We start from the raw sequence: 16,646 nt of genomic DNA on the forward strand, positions 1-16,646 counted from the left end.
TGACGGTTCATCTGACGCCCCCGGCCGAGGGCTGGGGCGCGCCGCCTACGGGAGTGCCCGACACGGCGTGCACGGCCGCCGGGTCGAGGTCGAACAGCTCGCGCAGCGCCTCCGCGTAGGAGGCGCCGCCGGGCTCGGCGGCCAGCTGCTTCACCCGGACGGTCGGGGCGTGCAGCAGCTTGTCGACGACACGGCGGACGGTCTGGGTGATCTCCGCGCGGGAGCGCTCGTCCAGGTCGGGCAGCCGGGAGTCCAGCCGGCCGAGCTCGGCGGCGACCACGCCGGAGGCCATCGAGCGCAGCGCGACCACGGTCGGCGCGATCCGGGCGGCCCGCTGGGCGGCGCCGAAGGCGGTCACCTCGTCGGAGACGATCCGGGTGACCTCGTCGACGTCGCCGACGCCGGGGCTGGCGGCGTGCGCGTGGGAGAGGCTCTCCAGGTCGACCAGCAGGGCGTCGGCCAGCTCGTGCACGGCGTGGTCGACGTCGCGCGGCATGGCCAGGTCGAGCAGGGCGAGCGGCTGCGCGCAGGTGCGGGCGGCGACGGCGGCGGCCACGTCCTCGGCCTTGATCACCACGCCGGACGCGCCGGTGCAGGAGATCACCAGGTCGACGTCGGCCAGCGCCTCCGGCACCTTGGCGAGGTCCAGGGTGCGGGCCACGTCCGGGCCGAGGATCTCGACCAGCCGCTCGGCGCGGGCCGGGGTCCGGTTGGCGATCAGCAGGTCGGTCACGCCGGAGCGGACCAGGGTGGCGGCGGCCAGCGAGCTCATCGATCCCGCGCCGACGACCAGCGCGCGCTTGCCGGCGATCTCGCCCGCGCCCGCCGCGACCTGCTCCAGGCCGAAGGTGACCAGCGACTGGCCGGCCTTGTCGATGCCGGTCTCGCTGTGGGCCCGCTTGCCGACCCGCAGCGCCTGCTGGAACAGCTCGTTCAGGCCGCGCCCCGCGGTGTGCTCCTCCTGGGCCTTGGCCAGGGCGTCGCGCAGCTGGCCGAGGATCTGGCCCTCGCCGACGACCATCGAGTCCAGGCCGCAGGCCACCGAGAAGAGGTGGTGGACGGCGCGGTCCTCGTAGTGGACGTACAGGTGGGAGGTCAGCTCCTCCAGGTCCACCCCGCTGTGGTGGGCCAGCAGCAGCGACAGCTCGGCGACGCCGGCGTGGAACTTGTCCACGTCGGCGTACAGCTCGATCCGGTTGCAGGTGTTCAGCAGCGCGGCCTCGGCGACGGTCGTGGTGGCGGCCGCGTCGTGCAGCAGCCGGGTCGGCACCTCACCGGTCAGCGCGGCGCGCTCCAGCACCCCGACCGGGGCCGTGCGATGGCTCAGCCCTACGACGAGAAGGCTCATGCCCGCCCCCCACAGCTCTCGGTGTTCATGCGGGCATCACCGCGGAGAGATCCCCGTCGCCGCCCGTGGCGGTCTTTCCCTTGGCCGGTTCGCCCTGGTCCTTGGCCGCCGACTCGACGGTGCCCCGGCCCTTGCCGGTGCCGCCCGCGGCGCGGCGCAGCTTGGCGGCGGCCGCCCGGACCGGACCGGGGGCGCGGTCCAGCACCGACTCGGCGCGGTCGTCCGGCTCCTCGCCGGCCTTGCGCTGCTCGTGGAAGGCGAGGATCTGCAGCTCGATGGAGAGGTCCACCTTGCGCACGTCCACGCCGTCCGGGACGGTCAGCACGGTCGGGGCGAAGTTCAGGATGCTGGTGACGCCGGCCTCCACCAGCCGGTCGCACACCTGCTGGGCGGCGCCGGGCGGGGTGGTGATCACACCGATGGAGACGTGCTGGCTCTCGACGATCGACTCCAGCTCGTCCATGTGGCGCACCGGCAGTCCGGCCGCGGTGGAACCGACCACGTTGGGGTCGGCGTCCAACAGGGCGGCGACCCGGAAACCGCGGGAGGCGAAGCCGCCGTAGTTGGCGAGCGCGTGGCCGAGGTTCCCGATGCCGACGATGACGACCGGCCAGTCCTGGGTCAGGCCGAGCTCGCGGGAGATCTGGTAGACGAGATACTCGACGTCGTAGCCGACGCCGCGGGTGCCGTAGGAGCCGAGGTAGGAGAAGTCCTTGCGCAGCTTGGCCGAGTTCACGCCGGCCGCGGCGGCCAGCTCCTCGGAGGAGACCGTCGGCACCGAGCGCTCGGAGAGCGCGGTGAGTGCCCGCAGATAGAGGGGCAGGCGGGCGACCGTCGCCTCCGGGATGCCCCGGGCACGCGAGGGTCGGCGCGCGGCGCCCTGGTCGGGCGTCTGCGAACTGCTCTGTGGTGATCGGCCGATTGCCACGGTGCTCCTGTGGGTGAAGCTGGGCTTTGGCAGCCAGGCTATGCGTTTGTGAACGTGTGCACAAAGATGGTGTCCGTTTTGTCCCCGCACAGTGATGCGCATCACGCCGTCGAACCCATAGCACCGGCCTGGGTCAGCACCACCTCCGGGGCTTGGCAGCCGGGCAGCCAGGGACCGTACGGCGCCTCCCTGCGGAGCAGCGGGACTCCGGTGCCCGCCGGGCGGGAACGGGCCCGGCCGAGCCGGGGCCAGGGCACCCCGGCGGCCTCGCGCAGCGGGCCGGTCCAGTCGTCCGGCGGGCAGGACGGGGCGTCCAGACAGTGCCGCAGCAGCTCGGCGGTCACCCGGGCGTCGCCCAGCGCGGTGTGCGCCGGGTACCAGCCGAGGCCCGCCGCCTCCGCGCAGGCCGCCAGGCCGTGACCGCGGGCCGCCGGCAGGTGGGCGCGGGCCAGCCGCATCGTGCACAGCAGCGGGACGGACGGCAGCGGGACCCCGATCCTGGCGAACTCGCGATCCAGGAACGCGTGGTCACAGCTGACGTGATGACCGACCAGCACCCGGCCCGCCAGCAGCTCCAGCAGCCGCGGGGCGATCTCGCGGAAGCGCGGGGCGCCCTCGACGTCGCGCTGGCGTATCCGGTGCACATGGGTCGGGCCGACCGGGCCCAGCGGGTCCAGCAGGGTGGCGAACTCCCCCTCGGGGCGGAGCCGCTCGTCGAGCAGCACCACCGCGACCTCGACCATCCGGTGCCGCCACGGACTGCGGCCGGTCGCCTCCACGTCCACCACCGCGAAGCCCCGGGCTCCGGGCGTCCCAGGGGTAGGGCCGGGAAGCATGGCGCACTCCTCGTGTGCTCAGCCCCCCATGGGCGCAAACGCGTTCGATCGTAAGCCGACCAACCCGTCCCGCCCCATGCCGGAACGGGGTGTCTTCGGCAACGATTCGGCGAACCGCCCCCGCCGATCGGCGGGGGGTCGGTACACGGACGAACGCCCGCCCGGGCCCGGCCCGGCCCCCGCTCAGCCGCCGAGGGCGGTCCGCAGACGGCGCTCGTCGACCCGCCAGAAGTCGTGCTGGCGGCCGTCGATCAGGGTGACCGGGATCTGTTCCCAGTAGCGGCGGTACAGCTCCTCGTCCTGGGTGATGTCCTTCTCCTCGAAGGACGCCCCCAGCTCGCCCGCCACCCGGACGATCACCTCGCGGGCCTCGTCGCACAGGTGACAGCCGGGCTTGCCGACCAGGGTCACGGTCCGGTCCGCGGGCTTGGGGCTCTTACGTCGCAGCAGTGGGCTCACCGCCCCATTCTGCGCCACCCCACCGCCCGCCCCCGGAGGGCCCGGCCCCTGTCCCGACCTGCGCTTCGGCTCTCGGCGGGGCCGGTGGAGCTGTTCACCTCGCGGGCACGGCTCCGTCACGGCCACCGCGCACCCGGCTGGCTATCCTCGATGACATGGCCGTGCTCAGAAGGCTCACCCAGGCAAGGCGTTCCAGCAGCGAGCGGAGCGCCCTGGCCGGCGAAGCCGCGGCCGAGGCGGCCGAGGCCGCGCTGCGCGCCGAGCCCGCGCCCGGCACCGCGGGACCGGGCTCCGCCGCGCCGGACGCGCCGGACGGGGCCAGGACGGGGAAGACCTCCAAGGCCCCGGACGGGGACCACACCCCCGACCCGGACGACCCCCGCGCCGCCGCCTTCTTCGACTGCGACAACACCATCCTGCGCGGCGCCGCGGTCTTCTACCTCGGAGTCGGCCTCTACCGCCGCGGCTTCCTCACCCGCCGCGACATCGCCCGCTTCGCCTGGCAGCAGACCTGGTTCCGGCTGCACGGCACCGAGGACCCGGACCACATCTCGGACGCCAAGCAGTCCGCCCTCGGCATCGTGGCGGGCAAGCGCACCGCCGACCTGGAGGCGATCTGCGAGGAGATCTTCGAGGACGTCGTGGCGGACAAGATCTGGCCCGGCACCCGCGCCCTGGTCCAGATGCACCTGGACGCCGGCCAGCGGGTCTGGCTGGTCACCGCCGCCCCGCTGGAGGTGGCCAGGATCATCGCCAGGCGGCTCGGCATGACCGGCGCGCTCGGCACCGTCGCCGAGGCCAGGGACGGCTGCTACACCGGCCGGCTGGTCGGCGACCTGCTGCACGGACCGGCCAAGGCCGCCGCCGTCCGCGCGCTGGCCCGGCGCGAACGCCTCGACCTCGACCGCTGCGCCGCCTACAGCGACTCGGCCAACGACATCCCGATGCTCTCGCTGGTCGGCCACCCGTACGTGGTGAACCCGGACGGCGCGCTGCGCCGCCACGCCCGGGCCCAGGGCTGGCGGGTGCGGGACTTCAGGACCGGACGCAAGGCGGCCCGGGTGGGGCTGCCGGCGGCGGCCGCGCTGGGGGTGCTGGCCGGCGCGGCGGCGGCCGGGGTGGCGCTGAACCGGCGGCGGCACCACGCCTGAGCGTCCCGCGCCGGAGCCTGCCCGCGGCCCGTGCGGAGACGTTCCGAGACGTTCCGAGACGTTCGGGGCCCGTTCGGAGGCGTTCGGAGGCCGCCCCGGCGGGCTCGCCCCGGAGGGTGAGCGGGCGTCAACAAGGCCTCTGACCTGGCCCCTCGTACGGGCGAACTCCCTTTCGCCGCAGGACAGTCGGACCACCTGCACGAACCTGTCGCCGAGTGACTGGTTCTGATCGTTCGCCAGACCTGGAAAGTCGGGGGTTGCCGGGCCCCGAGGCTGGGAAACCGCCCCTCAGGCCGCCGAATTGGTCACCCAGGGCACCCGTTCGATCACGTTGAGCCGGATGAACGCCGACAGCACCGGTCAGTGTCAGCCGAATATGCACAACAAATGGATCCCAAACGACCACTTCGACCACACGGTGTAGCTGTCATTGCACAAAGCGTTATTCTCTCCTGGATGCACGTCACCACGCGTCCCGCTCGAACGGACGCTTCGGGGAGTGCTCTCCGCGCAGGCGGAGGTGATCCGTCCACAGTTCTGCCTCTGGGAGTCCCGTGTACCCACCCGTCCGGAACGACGCGCCTGCACCCTCCCGCCCGTCGTCCGTGCCCCTGCGCCCCCGCACCGGCCTCCGCGGCCGGCCCACCGCCGAGCGGCAGATCTCCACCGGCCTGGACCTGCTGCGCAGCCTGCTCCGCAGCCAGTTCGCCGACCCGCCCCGACTCGCGCTCGCCGGAGGAACGTTCGGCCACCCGCAGGGCCCCGGCACGGCATTGCGCACCACCGCAGCCGGCTCGACCGGCACCGGCTCGCGCGGCCGCTCGGGCAGCACCGGCGTCGGCCGGGGCCGCGCCAGGACCGCGCCCAGCCCCGGCTACGAGACCGAGCACAACCCGATCATGGAGCTGGTCGAGCGGGCCCAGGCCGGCGAGAGCGAGGCCTTCGGCCGGCTCTACGACCACTACGCGGACACCGTCTACCGCTACATCTACTACCGGGTCGGCAGCCGGGCCACCGCCGAGGACCTCACCAGCGAGACGTTCCTGCGCGCCCTGCGCCGGATCGGCACCTTCACCTGGCAGGGCCGGGACTTCGGCGCCTGGCTGGTCACCATCGCCCGCAACCTGGTCGCCGACCACTTCAAGTCCAGCCGCTTCCGGCTGGAGGTCACCACCGGCGAGATGCTCGACTCCAACGAGTGCGAGCGCAGCCCGGAGGAGTCGGTGCTGGAGTCGCTCTCCAACGCCGCCCTGCTGGACGCGGTGCGCCGGCTCAACCCGCAGCAGCAGGAGTGCGTCACCCTGCGCTTCCTGCAAGGGCTTTCGGTGGCCGAGACGGCCCGGATCATGGGCAAGAACGAGGGCGCCATCAAGACCCTCCAGTACCGCGCCGTACGCACCCTGGCCCGGCTGCTCCCGCCCGACGCGCGATGAGCGGGACCGTCGACGGCCCGTCCGCCATACGGCCCGGCGGGCCGTCACCGTCCACGCCGGGCCGACACGTCAGGGTGAACGGTCGGTCCGATGATCAGCCGCGCGTAACCGACCACCCGCACCGCTCGTTGGCCAGCATGCAAGCCCCCACCGGGCGTACGGTCAAGTCGAATTGCGGCCTATCACCCGATGGAGTGGCTTTGGCCAGCCAGGGCAACCGTCCGGCGGGCCGGGGTGTCGACAACGACGAAGGGAGGTGCGGCCCGTGACGGCAAACGTGCTGGAGCACCGGCGGGCGAAGGCCTTCGCCGAGGCGCTGGAGGCCCACCAGGCGGAGCAACGCGCTGCGGCCAACGCCGAATCGGACAACACCGCTGCCACCGGCACCGGTTCGGTCGCGATGGCCGGCCTGGTCGGTCTGACCGACGCGCTGGGTGGGCTGCCGGGGCCGGTGCTGGACCGGGAGGTCCGAACGGTCCAACGCGCCCAGCTGATGGCCGCGTTCGAGCAGGCCTTCGCCGGCGGGACGGGCGGGGCGGTCCCCCGCCAGCGCCGCCGGGCGATCCGGGCGGCGTCGCGCGGCCGCTGGAGCCGGCGGTTCGCGATCGGCGGGCTGGTCGCCGGGCTCGCCGTCGGCAGCCTGGCCGGCGCGGCCACGGCCAGCTCCAACGCCGTCCCCGGGGACACGCTGTACGGCCTGAAGCGCGGCCTGGAAGGGCTCAGGTTCGACCTCGCGGGCTCCGACTCCGAGCGCGGCGAACTGCTGCTCGACAGCGCGGCCACCCGGCTCGGCGAGGCCAAGACGCTGGTCGGCCGCACCGGCCCGGCCGGCGCGCTCAGCCCCGTCACCGTCGAGCAGGTCCGCCGCGCGCTGGACGACATGCACGCCGACGCCCTCAAGGGCCGCGACCTGCTGCGTTCGGTCTACCGCAGCAACGGCTCGCTCGACCCGATGCGGGCACTGGCCGGCTTCGCCCACGACGAGGACGGCCGCTGGAGCGAGTTGCAGGGCAGGCTGCCCGTCCAGCTCACCCAGCAGGCCGATCTGGTGAGCCGGCTCTTCGACGACATAAGCGAGGACGTCGCGCCCCTGCGCCTGGCCCTGCCACCCGCCACGAGCGGTGACTCGGCCGGCACCGGAGCGGGCGACGGCTCGGCCGCCCCGACCGGCGGTTCCCCGGCAGGCTCTCCGGCGGGCGGCTCCGGCAGCACCTCCGGCACCGGGCAGACCCCGGGTTCCGACGCCTCCGGCAACCGCCCGGGCGCCACCGAGCACGCCCCGGCGGCCCCCGGCAGCGGAGCCTCCGGCACCGGCGGCAAGGGCGGCCTGCTGCCGGACACCCTGCCCAGCAGCGCCCCGGACACCGTCAACGGCCTGGTCGGCGGCCTCACCGACGGGCTCACCGGCACCAAGCCCTCGCCGAGCGCCGACGCGGCCCCGCCGCAGGTGCCGCAGCCGGCCACGCCCAGCGCGCCGAGCCCGTCCCAGCCGCAGGGCGTCGAGGTGCCCCCGCTGCTCCCGGACCTGCTGCCCGGGCTGCGCATCCTCGGCGGCTGAACGGAACGGGCCGGCCGGAACGGGCTGAACGGAACGGGCTGAACGGAACGGCCGGAGGGCCCGGCGGAGATCCACTCCGCCGGGCCCTCCGGCCGTTCGCGTACCGGGCTGCTCAGAAGAACACCGACCGCCGCTGCACCAGCAGCTGGTAGAGGGTGTGCTGGATGGTCTCGCGCACCTCGTCGGCCAGGTCGAAGACCAGCATCGGGTCGTCCGCCGCCTCCGCCGGGTACGCGTCGGTGGCGATCGGTTCGCCGAAGCGGATCGTCCACTTGGTCGGCAGCGGCAGCATCCCGAGCGGTCCCAGCCACGGGAAGGTCGGCGTGACCGGCACGTACGGCAGGCCCAGCAGCCGGGCCAGCGTCTTCACGTTGCCGATCATCGGATAGGTCTCCTCGGCCCCGACGATCGAGCAGGGCACGATCGGCACCCGCGCCCGCAGCGCCGAGGCGACGAAGCCGCCGCGGCCGAACCGCTGGAGCTTGTAGCGCTCGGAGAACGGCTTGCCGATCCCCTTGAAGCCCTCCGGCCAGACCCCGACCACCTCGCCGCGCTCCAGCAGCGCCTGGGCGTCCTCGTTGCAGGCCAGCGTGTGACCGGCCTTGCGGGCCAGCTCGTTGATGCCGGGCAGCACGAAGACCAGGTCGGCGGCGAGCATCCGCAGGTGCCGCCGGGCCGGGTGGTGGTCGTGGATGGCCACCTGGGTCATCAGCGCGTCCAGCGGGATCGTCCCCGAGTGGTTGGCGACGATCAGCGCGCCGCCCTCCGCCGGGATGTGCTCCACGCCCTGGACGTCGATCCGGAAGTACTTCTCGGCCAGCGGGCGCAGCAGCGAGAGCAGCACCTCCTCGGTGAGCTCCCGGTCGAAGCCGAACTCGTCCACCTCGTAGTCGCCGGTCACCCGGCGGCGCAGGAAGGCCAGCCGCTCGGCGGCCCGGCCCTCCCAGCCCTTGCCGAACAGCCGGGTGGCGGCCGGGCCGAGCGGCCCGGACAGCACCCCGCCGACGGCCTCGGCGAGCCGGTCGGCCGGATTCGGCCCCTCCGGCGAGCTCCAGCTGGGCGCCGACTCGATCGGGATGACCTTGGCCTCGCCCGGCGCGTTCTCGGCTGCGGCACTCATCGCGGGTTCAGCTCCTCGGTCGGCGGTTCGGTACGGCGTCCGGCGCGGCGGCCGCTTCCGGGCCGAGCAGGGTGGTCAGCCGGTCGGTGACGGCGGCCAGCCGCTCGGGCGGCAGCAGGCCCGGGCCCCTGGCGGCGGCGAAGTCGGCGAAGGCCTCGGGGGTGCTGAAGGCCGGCCGGTAGCCGAAGGTGTCGCGCAGCCGCGCGGTGTCCACCACCCGGCCGTGGGTGAGCAGCCGCAGCTGCTCGGGCGAGACGTCCACCAGCCGGGTCTGCCTGGCCAGCACGGCCATCCAGCTGACCGCGGGCAGCAGCAGCGGCAGGGTCGGCCGGCCGAGCCGGCGGGCGCACTGGGAGAGCAGCAGGACGCCCTCCCCCGCCACGTTGAAGGTCCCGGTGTTGACGGTGCCGGGCGCGGGTTCGCCGGCGGCCCGGCAGAGCACCGCGACGGCGTCGTCCTCGTGGACGAACTGAAGCCGCGGGTCGTAGCCGAGGACGGTCGGCAGCACCGGCAGCGCGAAGTACTCGCTGAGCGGGGTGTCCGCGTCCGGGCCGACGATGTTGGCGAAGCGCAGCACCGTCACCGCGACGTCCGGGCGGCGGCGGGCGAAGCCGCGCACGTAGCCCTCGACCTCCGCCGCGTCCTTGGCGAAGCCGCCGCCGGGCGGGTCCTTGGGCTGCATCCGCTCGCTGAACACCGCCGGGTCGCGGGGCGCCGAGCCGTAGACGCCCGTGGTGGACTTCACCACCAGCCGGCGCACCCCGGGGGCCTTCTGGCAGGCGCCGAGCAGCTGCATGGTGCCGATCACGTTGGACTCCTTCACCGCGGAGCGGTTGGTGGAGCCCAGGCCGGTGGCGCTGACGCTGAGGTGCACCACGGTGTCCACCCCGTGCTCGGCGAGCACCCGGGAGAGCGCCGGGCGGCGCAGGTCGAGCTGGTGGAAGCGGTACGGGGCCGCCGGTCCCGCCGGCTCCTCGGGCGGCAGCCGGGGCGGCTGCACGTCCACGCCCACGACCAGGTCCACGCCCGGCCGGCGGCGCACCTCGGCGGCGAACCGGGCACCGAGATGGCGGGCCACGCCGGTGACGAGCACGACCACGCCCACGGTGCTGCACCCCATTCCCTCGGCCCGAGCGGCCTGCGTGCACCGTACCGCGCCGCCCCACCGGCCCGGGAAACGACACCGCCCGCCCAGGCCACGACGGGCTTGGGCGGGCGGTGGGAGCGCTGGGCGCGCCGAGCGCGGCCGGGGGCGCTTACTTCTTGTTGCGACGCTGCACGCGGGTGCGCTTCAGAAGCTTGCGGTGCTTCTTCTTGGCCATACGCTTGCGACGCTTCTTGATGACAGAGCCCACGGAACAACCCTCGCTCACTGAGACTCTCGCCCGTGTGAGACGGAGTCCATACGACTGACGTGAGGGCCTAGCCTACCTTCCGGTTGCCCGGGGCTGTAAATCGCGCCCCCGGCAACCGGGGAACACCCGGGAAATCAACGGCGAACGGGGGTGGCTCCGCAGTCGCGGAACCACCCCCGGCCGACCCGCCCCTACGCGCTTTCGAGCCGCACGTAGGACTCCTTGAGGTACTCGTGCACCGCCTGCTGGGGCACCCGGAAGGACCGTCCGACCCGGATGGCCGGCAGCTCTCCGCTGTGCACCAGGCGGTACACCGTCATCTTGGACACCCGCATGACCGCGGCGACCTCCGCCACGGTCAGGAAGACGACTTCCTGAAGGGGGCGCTCGACGGAACTCATGACCATCACCCGACCCTTACCCGTGTGCAAGGCACCGGCTTCCCCTCCGGTGACTCCACCGGCACACGTGTATCCCCAGAGTAGTTATGGGTGGTACCAGTGGGAAGAGGGGAAGGCCGGTCCTCGTACGGTGAGAGATAGGACTGTTGCAGTACGTAGCCGATCGGCGGATGGCACTGCCCGCCGTACGCACGGACCGCGCCGCCCCCGGCCGGGAGGGGCGGTATCAGGCCAGCAGCCCGTGCTGGGGGAACACCGCCCTGCGGGTGGCGAGGATGGCCTGATCGAGCCGGTCGGCCGGATCGTAGCCCGCGTCGAAGTCGCGCCAGGCGGGGCGGGCGCCGTCGGTCATCCGCAGCGGGGCGGGGCGGCGGGTGCGGCGGTAGACCTCGGCGCGCCAGGCCTCGGGGGTCTCGGTGACCGGGTCGACGGGCCTGGCGGCGGCGGTGGCGACCAGGTGGGTCCAGCAGCGCGGGACGACGTCCACCACGGCGTAGCCGCCTCCGCCGGTGGCCACCCAGCGGCCGCCGGTGTGCTGGTGGGCGAGGTCGTGCAGCGCCTCGGCGATCAGCCGCTGGGCGTCCACGGTGACGGCGAAGTGGGCGAGCGGGTCCTCCAGGTGGGTGTCGGCGCCGTGCTGGGTGACCAGGACCTGTGGCCGGAAGGCGTCGAGCAGTTCGGGCACCAGGGCGTGGAAGGCGCGCAGCCAGCCGGAGTCGCCGGTGCCCGCGGGCAGCGGCAGGTTGGCGGCGGAGCCGGGTGCGTCCTCGCCGCCGGTCTCGACCGGCCAGCCGGTCTGCGGGAAGAGCGTGGCGGGGTGCTCGTGCAGCGAGACGGTGAGCACCCGGGGGTCGTTCCAGAAGGCCGCCTGGACGCCGTCGCCGTGGTGGACGTCCACGTCGACGTAGGCGACCCGCTCGGCGCCGAGTTCCAGCAGCCGGGCGATGGCCAGCGCCGGGTCGTTGTAGACGCAGAAGCCGGAGGCCCTGCCCGGCATCGCGTGGTGCAGCCCGCCGGTGAAGTTGACGGCGTGCGGGGTCTCGCCGCGCCAGACCGCCTCGGCGGCGGCGACCGACTGGCCGGCGATCAGCGCGGAGGCCGAGTGGATCGCGGGGAAGGACCAGGTGTCGTCGGTGCCGAGTCCGTGCCGGGGGTCGGAGTGGTCGGGGTGGGCGGCGGCGTACCTGACCGCCTCGACGTACTCCCCGGTGTGCACCAGCCGGAGGGTGGACTCGCCGGCGGGCGGCGCGGAGCGGACGGTCACCCCGGGCCCGGTGTCCAGTCCGAGTGACTCGACCAGTCGCATGGTGAGGGCCAGCCGGGTCGGGTCCATCGGGTGGCCGGGCCCGAAGTCGTAGGCGGTGACGGCCTCGTCCCAGAAGAGGTGCAGGCCGCAGGGGGTGTCACGCTCGGCTTCGGGCATGGCCTCCACCGTAGCGGGTGACGGTGACCGCTCCGTTGCCAGGGCGCGCCGGGGCGGCGCGGGTGAGGCTCGGTGGACGCCAGGTGCGCATTGAAACTACGGAAGTTGTGGGGCAGCTGTGGAGGCGGGTGTTGAGGCGGTGCAGACAAAAGCCTTACGACTCCATATCCTCTCCGCCATGAAGCCATTCAGCGTGCAACGCCTTGGGGTAATTCTCGCTGCAATACTGGGTTTTGGCGTGTTCTTCGCCGCCCAGCCGGCCTCCGCCGCGGTCAGCGGCACCACCTTCGCCGTCGACAAGTCGACGGCCAAGGCGGGAGACCAGCTGACCCTGACGCTGTCCCTCACCAACGCCGAGAACAGCGCCATCTACTTCGCCTACGAGTCCGTCCAGCCGACCTGGCCGGCCAACACGCAGGCCGGAGCCTTCACGATCACCGCCTGCACCGGTGACACCTCCGACTGCGCGTTCACCGGGAACAGCGCCAACTTCCACTTCAACGCGCCGATCGCGCCGGGAGCGACCAAGAGCGTCACGCTCACCGTCAAGATCACCGACACCCCCGGGTGGGGCACCGCGCCGTACACCCTGAACTGGGCGCCGTACGTCTACTACGAGTTCGGCCAGGTGGGCGGCACCACCATGGCCAAGGACCAGAGCTGGACCTTCGGCGTGCCCCAGCTCCAGACCGTGATCAGCTGACCCCCGTCCCGTCGACCGCCCCCGCCGTCACCCGACGGCGGGGGCAAGGGCGTCACCCGACGGCGGGGGCCGGCGCCGGAACGGGTGCGGGTGCGGGGGCGAAGCGGTCGGCCAGCGGTAGGACGGCGAGCACCAGCAGCATCGGGGCGAGCAGTGCCCAGCGGTACGAGCTCGCGTCCGCGATCGCCCCGACCAGCGGCGAACCGACCAGGAAACCCACGTAGTTGAACAGGTTGAGCCGGGCCACCGCGGCGTCCGAGTCCGCCGGGAAGAGCCGGCCGCCGGCCGCGAACACCTGCGGGATGATCGCGCAGATGCCGAAGCCGAGCACGGTGAACCCGGCGATGCCCGCCCAGGCGGCGGGCGCGACCGCGGCCAGCCCGAAGCCGAGCGCGGCCAGCGCGGCACCCGCGCGGACCACCGGGACGGCGCCGAAGCGCTGCACCGCGCGGTCGCCGAGGGAACGGCCGAGCAGCATCGCGACCATGTAGCCGAGGTAGGAGAGCTTGGCGAGGTCCTCGCGGCTGCCCAGGCCGTCGGTGAGGTACTTGACGCTGTAGTTGGAGACCGAGGCGTCCGCGATGTACGCGAAGGCCATCGCCAGGCAGAGCGGCAGCAGCGGGCGCCAGGGGACGGGCCTCGCCGCGGCCTCGGCGGCCTCCCGGACGGCGTCGCCGAGTTCGGCCGGGCCGGCGGCGGGAGTCCCCGGAGCCGGAGGCCGGGGAAGGGTGCCGGCCAGCACCGCGAGCGGCGCGATCACCGCGGCGGTGGTGCCGAACAGCACCGGCAGCCCGAGGCCGTAGTGCGAGCCGAGGCCCGCCAGCGCCGCGCCGAGGATGCCGCCGAGGCTGAAGGCGGCATGGAAGCCGATCATGATCGAGCGGCCGTAGAGGTGCTGGAGCCCCACCCCGAGCATGTTCATACTGGCGTCCAGCGCGCCCACCAGCAGCCCGAACGCGCCGAGTGCCAGGGCGAGTTGCCACAGGGTGCCGCCGAGCCCGGCGGCCGCCAGGGCGAGGCAGACGGCGGGCTGGACCACCCGCAGCACGGCCCGCGCGCCGGTGCGCTTCACCAGCCGCTCGGAGGCGATCGAGCCGGCGCCGGCCAGGATCGGCACCGCGGCCAGGAAGACCGGCAGCAGGCCGTCACTCAGCCCGTACCGGTGCTGGATCTCCGGGATGCAGGTGACCAGCAGGGCGAAGGTGACGCCCTGGAGCAGGAAGCTGACGGCGAGCGCGGCCCGCCCGGCGCGCAGGCCGGGCGGTGCCGGGGACGAGAGGGACCGGACGGGCGGTGCGGCACTCAACGGACCTCCAGGCGACCTCACTACCGGCCGGTAGGCCGATGTTGGCGAGAGCGTAGGGGGTGCGCCGCGATTGCGGGAGGGGTCGCGCAGCGGTCATTTCCCGCCGGACGCCAGCTCCCTGGAGCGGTCCCTGGCCGCCTCCAGGGCGCCCAGCAGCGCGGCCCGCACCCCGTGGTTCTCCAGCTCGCGGATCGCCGCGATGGTGGTGCCGGCCGGGGAGGTGACCGCCTCGCGCAGCTTCACCGGGTGCTCGCCGGAGTCGCGCAGCATCACCGAGGCGCCGATCGCGGACTGCACGATCAGGTCGTGCGCCACCTGCCGGGGCAGGCCGAGCAGGATGCCGGCGTCGGTCATCGCCTCGACCAGGAAGTAGAAGTAGGCCGGGCCGGAGCCGGACAGCGCGGTGGCCGCGTCCTGCTGGGCCTCGGGCAGCCGCAGCGCCTTGCCGACCGAGCTGAAGATCTCCTCGGCGCGCACCAGGTGCTCCTCGCCGGCGTGCGAGCCGGCCGAGATCACGCTCATCCCCTCGTCCACCAGGACCGGGGTGTTGGGCATCACCCGGACCACCGGGGTGCCGGCCGCCAGCCGCTCCTCGAACCAGGCCGTCGGGACACCGGCCGCGGCCGAGATCACCAGCCGGTCCGGGCTGACGTGCGGGGCCAGCTCGTCCAGCAGGGTGCCCATGTCCTGCGGCTTGACCGCCAGGATCAGGGTGTCGGCGAGCTTGGCGGCCTCGGCGTTGGAGACGGTCACCACCCCGTAGCGGGCGGCGAGTTCGGCCGCGCGCTCCGGGCGGCGGGCGGTCACCAGGACGTCGGCCGGGTCCTTGCCGGCCCGCAGCAGACCGGAGAGCAGGGCCTCGCCGATCTTGCCGGTGCCCAGGAAGGCGATCTTCTGTCCGGGTGCTGCGCTGCTGCCCATGGTCCGCTCCTTGCCTCGGTACTGCGGCCATCCTCGCACCGCGCGACGGCGCCCGGAGGGACCGTCCGGTCCGTGGTCGCCCCGGGCCCGGCCGCCGTACCCCTGAGGTCGCCCAGGGTGAAATCTCGGGGGTTTCCCCTATGGCCTCCCGGCTCCGGCGGGCGCACCGTGGAGCCATGGCACACGACGAGATGTCCCGACGTGAGAACCGGCGACTCGCCGTCGCCTCGGCGACGGTGGGCCCGTGGCGGACGGCCACGGGGGTCGGCGCGGTGGTGGGGGCGACGGCCCTGGGGATCGAGGCGGTCTCCGGGGACTGGTCGCTGAGCATGCTGGCCTCACCGGCCGGCTGGGGCCTGTTCTTCTTCTTCCTGGTCGGCGCCGTCGGCGGCCGGCTGCGCGGCGACGGCACCGACCGGCGGCTGCGCCGCTGGGCGGACGAGCACCCGTGGCAGTCGGCGCTCCCGGCGGCCGGCGGACTGCTGGCGCTGAACACGCTGGCCCAGCTGTTCCTCGGCGACGAGGGCCTGTTCGGCGCCTTCTTCGTCTCACTGCTGCCGGCCGGCCTGCTGCTGGCGGTCGCCGGGGTGGTGGGATCGGTCAAGCGGGCCCGCGGCAAGGGATGAGCGCCGGCGGGGACGCGGTCGCGCGAAGACGGAACGCGGCCCGGAGCCCGGGTTCACCCCGCGGGGTGCCCTTGGCCGACGCGCTGTCACACCCCGTCGGCATACTGGCGCGATGCCGATAGCCGAAGATCCGCAGCCGCGCCCGGGCCGGGGCGACGAACCGGACGGGTCCGCCCCGTCCGGGGCGGGCGCGAAGGACCCGTTCGCCGGGCTCGTCCTGGACGAGGAGTTCGTCCGGGGTGCCGCCCACAAGGAGCAGGCCGGACGCACCCGCATGCTGGCCGCCCGGTGGAAGCACACCCCGCCGGTCGACCCGGGCGGGCGCCGCTCGGTCAACGACGGCCCGGCGAAGCCGAGGCGCTTCGGTCGCGGGCCGGGGCCACGGTCAGCCGGCCGCCAGGCCGGGCCGCGCCGCCGGGCGGCCTGGCGCACCCCGCTCTACGTCGCGCTGGCCGTCGCCGCGCTGCTCGCCGTCCTGAAGCTCACCGGCTGACCGCCGTCAGCGCTTGCGCTTGGCCCGGCCCGGCGCCTTGGTGTCGGGCCGGCGGCTGCGGCTCGCCTGGCGCTTCTCGTACTGGACGACGGCCCGCTCGTAGGCCGCCCGCCGGACCGCTTCGCCGGGGGCCTCGACCAGGCTGCGGACGAAGTAGGCGAGCAGCGAGCCGGCCCCGCCGATCAGCCAGACCGCGCCGAGCGACTTGTCCTCGGCCATCCAGCCGGTCAGCTGGTCCCTGCCCTCGGTGAGCGACTTCCAGGTGCGCCGGACGGCCATCATCGAGCAGACCGCGATGGCGGCGGTCAGCAGCCCGTTGAGGAAGGTGCCGTTGTCGGAGAGGGCGATGCCCTCGACGCCGAAGCGCAGCACCAGGATCACGGCGGCGGTCGCGGCCAGCGAGCCGACGGAGACGGCGACCCGGCGCGGCCAGTAGCCGCCGTCCCGGTTCAGCCAGCTGGTGCCGAACCAGCGGATCGGCTCCGGCTCGGGGGCGCCGTCGGGCTTGGGGGCGGGGATGGGGGGCTGATCGCTCACGTCGTCGATTATCACCCGGCCACCGCACGTGCCGGAGGAGCCGTCCCG

The 16,646-nt window shown here is 74.0% G+C and carries 18 protein-coding genes; 6 read left to right on the plus strand and 12 right to left on the minus strand.

Annotation, left to right across the window (positions count from 1 at the left end; translation table 11 throughout):
* Nucleotides 1-7 precede the first annotated feature (7 nt).
* From ACIQOW_RS05760 to ACIQOW_RS05775, 4 genes are all read right to left on the minus strand, one after another.
* Nucleotides 8-1,348, minus strand: coding sequence for a glutamyl-tRNA reductase (locus tag ACIQOW_RS05760; protein ID WP_401080117.1), 1,341 nt, complete (start codon nt 1,346-1,348; stop codon nt 8-10).
* Between the two features lie 25 nt (nt 1,349-1,373).
* Nucleotides 1,374-2,270 (minus strand): redox-sensing transcriptional repressor Rex, encoded by an 897-nt coding sequence (locus ACIQOW_RS05765; RefSeq protein ID WP_401081313.1) that lies wholly within the window; start codon nt 2,268-2,270, stop codon nt 1,374-1,376.
* 107 nt (nt 2,271-2,377) lie between these two features.
* The gene (locus ACIQOW_RS05770; protein ID WP_401080119.1) at nt 2,378-3,112 is read right to left on the minus strand and encodes an exonuclease domain-containing protein; all 735 of its coding nucleotides are present in this window, start codon (nt 3,110-3,112) and stop codon (nt 2,378-2,380) included.
* Nucleotides 3,113-3,295: 183 nt separating this feature from the next.
* Complete coding sequence (locus tag ACIQOW_RS05775; RefSeq protein ID WP_401080121.1) at nt 3,296-3,571, minus strand: glutaredoxin family protein; 276 nt, start codon at nt 3,569-3,571, stop codon at nt 3,296-3,298.
* A 155-nt stretch (nt 3,572-3,726) separates the two neighbouring features.
* Here ACIQOW_RS05775 and ACIQOW_RS05780 point away from each other — a divergent pair, with 155 nt between their 5' ends.
* The 3 genes from ACIQOW_RS05780 to ACIQOW_RS05790 all read left to right on the plus strand — a co-directional run bounded on the left by ACIQOW_RS05780 (nt 3,727) and on the right by ACIQOW_RS05790 (nt 7,713).
* Nucleotides 3,727-4,722 (plus strand): HAD family hydrolase, encoded by a 996-nt coding sequence (locus ACIQOW_RS05780; RefSeq protein WP_401080123.1) that lies wholly within the window; start codon nt 3,727-3,729, stop codon nt 4,720-4,722.
* A 611-nt stretch (nt 4,723-5,333) separates the two neighbouring features.
* Nucleotides 5,334-6,155 carry an ECF subfamily RNA polymerase sigma factor, BldN family gene (locus tag ACIQOW_RS05785; RefSeq protein WP_401081316.1) on the plus strand — a complete coding sequence of 274 codons (822 nt, stop codon included), beginning with the start codon at nt 5,334-5,336 and terminating at the stop codon, nt 6,153-6,155.
* Nucleotides 6,156-6,420: 265 nt separating this feature from the next.
* The gene (locus tag ACIQOW_RS05790; RefSeq protein ID WP_401080125.1) at nt 6,421-7,713 is read left to right on the plus strand and encodes a DUF5667 domain-containing protein; all 1,293 of its coding nucleotides are present in this window, start codon (nt 6,421-6,423) and stop codon (nt 7,711-7,713) included.
* Between the two features lie 112 nt (nt 7,714-7,825).
* Here ACIQOW_RS05790 and ACIQOW_RS05795 read toward each other — a convergent pair whose 3' ends face one another.
* The 5 genes from ACIQOW_RS05795 to ACIQOW_RS05815 form a co-directional block, all read right to left on the minus strand.
* Nucleotides 7,826-8,833, minus strand: a complete 1,008-nt coding sequence (locus ACIQOW_RS05795) for a lysophospholipid acyltransferase family protein (RefSeq protein WP_188296326.1) — start codon at nt 8,831-8,833, stop codon at nt 7,826-7,828.
* A 7-nt stretch (nt 8,834-8,840) separates the two neighbouring features.
* The gene (locus tag ACIQOW_RS05800) at nt 8,841-9,938 is read right to left on the minus strand and encodes an NAD-dependent epimerase/dehydratase family protein (protein WP_401080128.1); all 1,098 of its coding nucleotides are present in this window, start codon (nt 9,936-9,938) and stop codon (nt 8,841-8,843) included.
* 151 nt (nt 9,939-10,089) lie between these two features.
* On the minus strand, nt 10,090-10,188 hold the full coding sequence (locus ACIQOW_RS05805) for a 30S ribosomal protein bS22 (protein WP_003948845.1): 99 nt from the start codon (nt 10,186-10,188) through the stop codon (nt 10,090-10,092).
* 191 nt (nt 10,189-10,379) lie between these two features.
* A complete protein-coding gene (locus tag ACIQOW_RS05810; protein ID WP_045699258.1) occupies nt 10,380-10,589 on the minus strand; it encodes a helix-turn-helix domain-containing protein in 210 nt (69 codons plus the stop codon).
* 226 nt (nt 10,590-10,815) lie between these two features.
* Nucleotides 10,816-12,012 (minus strand): acetoin utilization protein AcuC, encoded by a 1,197-nt coding sequence (locus ACIQOW_RS05815; RefSeq protein ID WP_401080130.1) that lies wholly within the window; start codon nt 12,010-12,012, stop codon nt 10,816-10,818.
* Between the two features lie 238 nt (nt 12,013-12,250).
* Between ACIQOW_RS05815 and ACIQOW_RS05820 the strand changes: the two genes are divergently transcribed.
* On the plus strand, nt 12,251-12,715 hold the full coding sequence (locus ACIQOW_RS05820) for a hypothetical protein (RefSeq protein ID WP_401080132.1): 465 nt from the start codon (nt 12,251-12,253) through the stop codon (nt 12,713-12,715).
* 52 nt (nt 12,716-12,767) lie between these two features.
* Here ACIQOW_RS05820 and ACIQOW_RS05825 read toward each other — a convergent pair whose 3' ends face one another.
* The gene (locus ACIQOW_RS05825) at nt 12,768-14,021 is read right to left on the minus strand and encodes an MFS transporter (RefSeq protein WP_401080134.1); all 1,254 of its coding nucleotides are present in this window, start codon (nt 14,019-14,021) and stop codon (nt 12,768-12,770) included.
* Nucleotides 14,022-14,114: 93 nt separating this feature from the next.
* Nucleotides 14,115-14,942 (minus strand): pyrroline-5-carboxylate reductase, encoded by an 828-nt coding sequence (gene proC / locus ACIQOW_RS05830; protein WP_188296330.1) that lies wholly within the window; start codon nt 14,940-14,942, stop codon nt 14,115-14,117.
* Nucleotides 14,943-15,118: 176 nt separating this feature from the next.
* On the opposite strand from proC, the gene ACIQOW_RS05835 reads away from it, so the two are divergent.
* A complete protein-coding gene (locus ACIQOW_RS05835; protein ID WP_401080137.1) occupies nt 15,119-15,568 on the plus strand; it encodes a hypothetical protein in 450 nt (149 codons plus the stop codon).
* 112 nt (nt 15,569-15,680) lie between these two features.
* Complete coding sequence (locus ACIQOW_RS05840) at nt 15,681-16,061, plus strand: hypothetical protein (RefSeq protein WP_401080139.1); 381 nt, start codon at nt 15,681-15,683, stop codon at nt 16,059-16,061.
* A 6-nt stretch (nt 16,062-16,067) separates the two neighbouring features.
* Here ACIQOW_RS05840 and ACIQOW_RS05845 read toward each other — a convergent pair whose 3' ends face one another.
* Entirely contained in the window at nt 16,068-16,598 is a 531-nt protein-coding gene (locus ACIQOW_RS05845) for a hypothetical protein (protein WP_401080141.1), read from the minus strand.
* Nucleotides 16,599-16,646: the final 48 nt, after the last annotated feature.

Source organism: Kitasatospora sp. NPDC091335, from assembly GCF_044757205.1.
Lineage (GTDB): Bacteria > Actinomycetota > Actinomycetes > Streptomycetales > Streptomycetaceae > Kitasatospora.

Bases quoted from the DNA above. Each gene is read 5' to 3' on its own strand.
- ACIQOW_RS05760 (WP_401080117.1), bottom strand. From the start codon at position 1,348: ATGAGCCTTCTCGTCGTAGGGCTGAGCCATCGCACGGCCCCGGTCGGG.
- ACIQOW_RS05770 (WP_401080119.1), bottom strand. From the start codon at position 3,112: ATGCTTCCCGGCCCTACCCCTGGGACGCCCGGAGCCCGGGGCTTCGCG.
- ACIQOW_RS05780 (WP_401080123.1), top strand. From the start codon at position 3,727: ATGGCCGTGCTCAGAAGGCTCACCCAGGCAAGGCGTTCCAGCAGCGAG.
- ACIQOW_RS05795 (WP_188296326.1), bottom strand. From the start codon at position 8,833: ATGAGTGCCGCAGCCGAGAACGCGCCGGGCGAGGCCAAGGTCATCCCG.
- ACIQOW_RS05810 (WP_045699258.1), bottom strand. From the start codon at position 10,589: ATGAGTTCCGTCGAGCGCCCCCTTCAGGAAGTCGTCTTCCTGACCGTG.
- ACIQOW_RS05815 (WP_401080130.1), bottom strand. From the start codon at position 12,012: ATGCCCGAAGCCGAGCGTGACACCCCCTGCGGCCTGCACCTCTTCTGG.
- proC (WP_188296330.1), bottom strand. From the start codon at position 14,942: ATGGGCAGCAGCGCAGCACCCGGACAGAAGATCGCCTTCCTGGGCACC.
- ACIQOW_RS05835 (WP_401080137.1), top strand. From the start codon at position 15,119: ATGGCACACGACGAGATGTCCCGACGTGAGAACCGGCGACTCGCCGTC.
- ACIQOW_RS05840 (WP_401080139.1), top strand. From the start codon at position 15,681: ATGCCGATAGCCGAAGATCCGCAGCCGCGCCCGGGCCGGGGCGACGAA.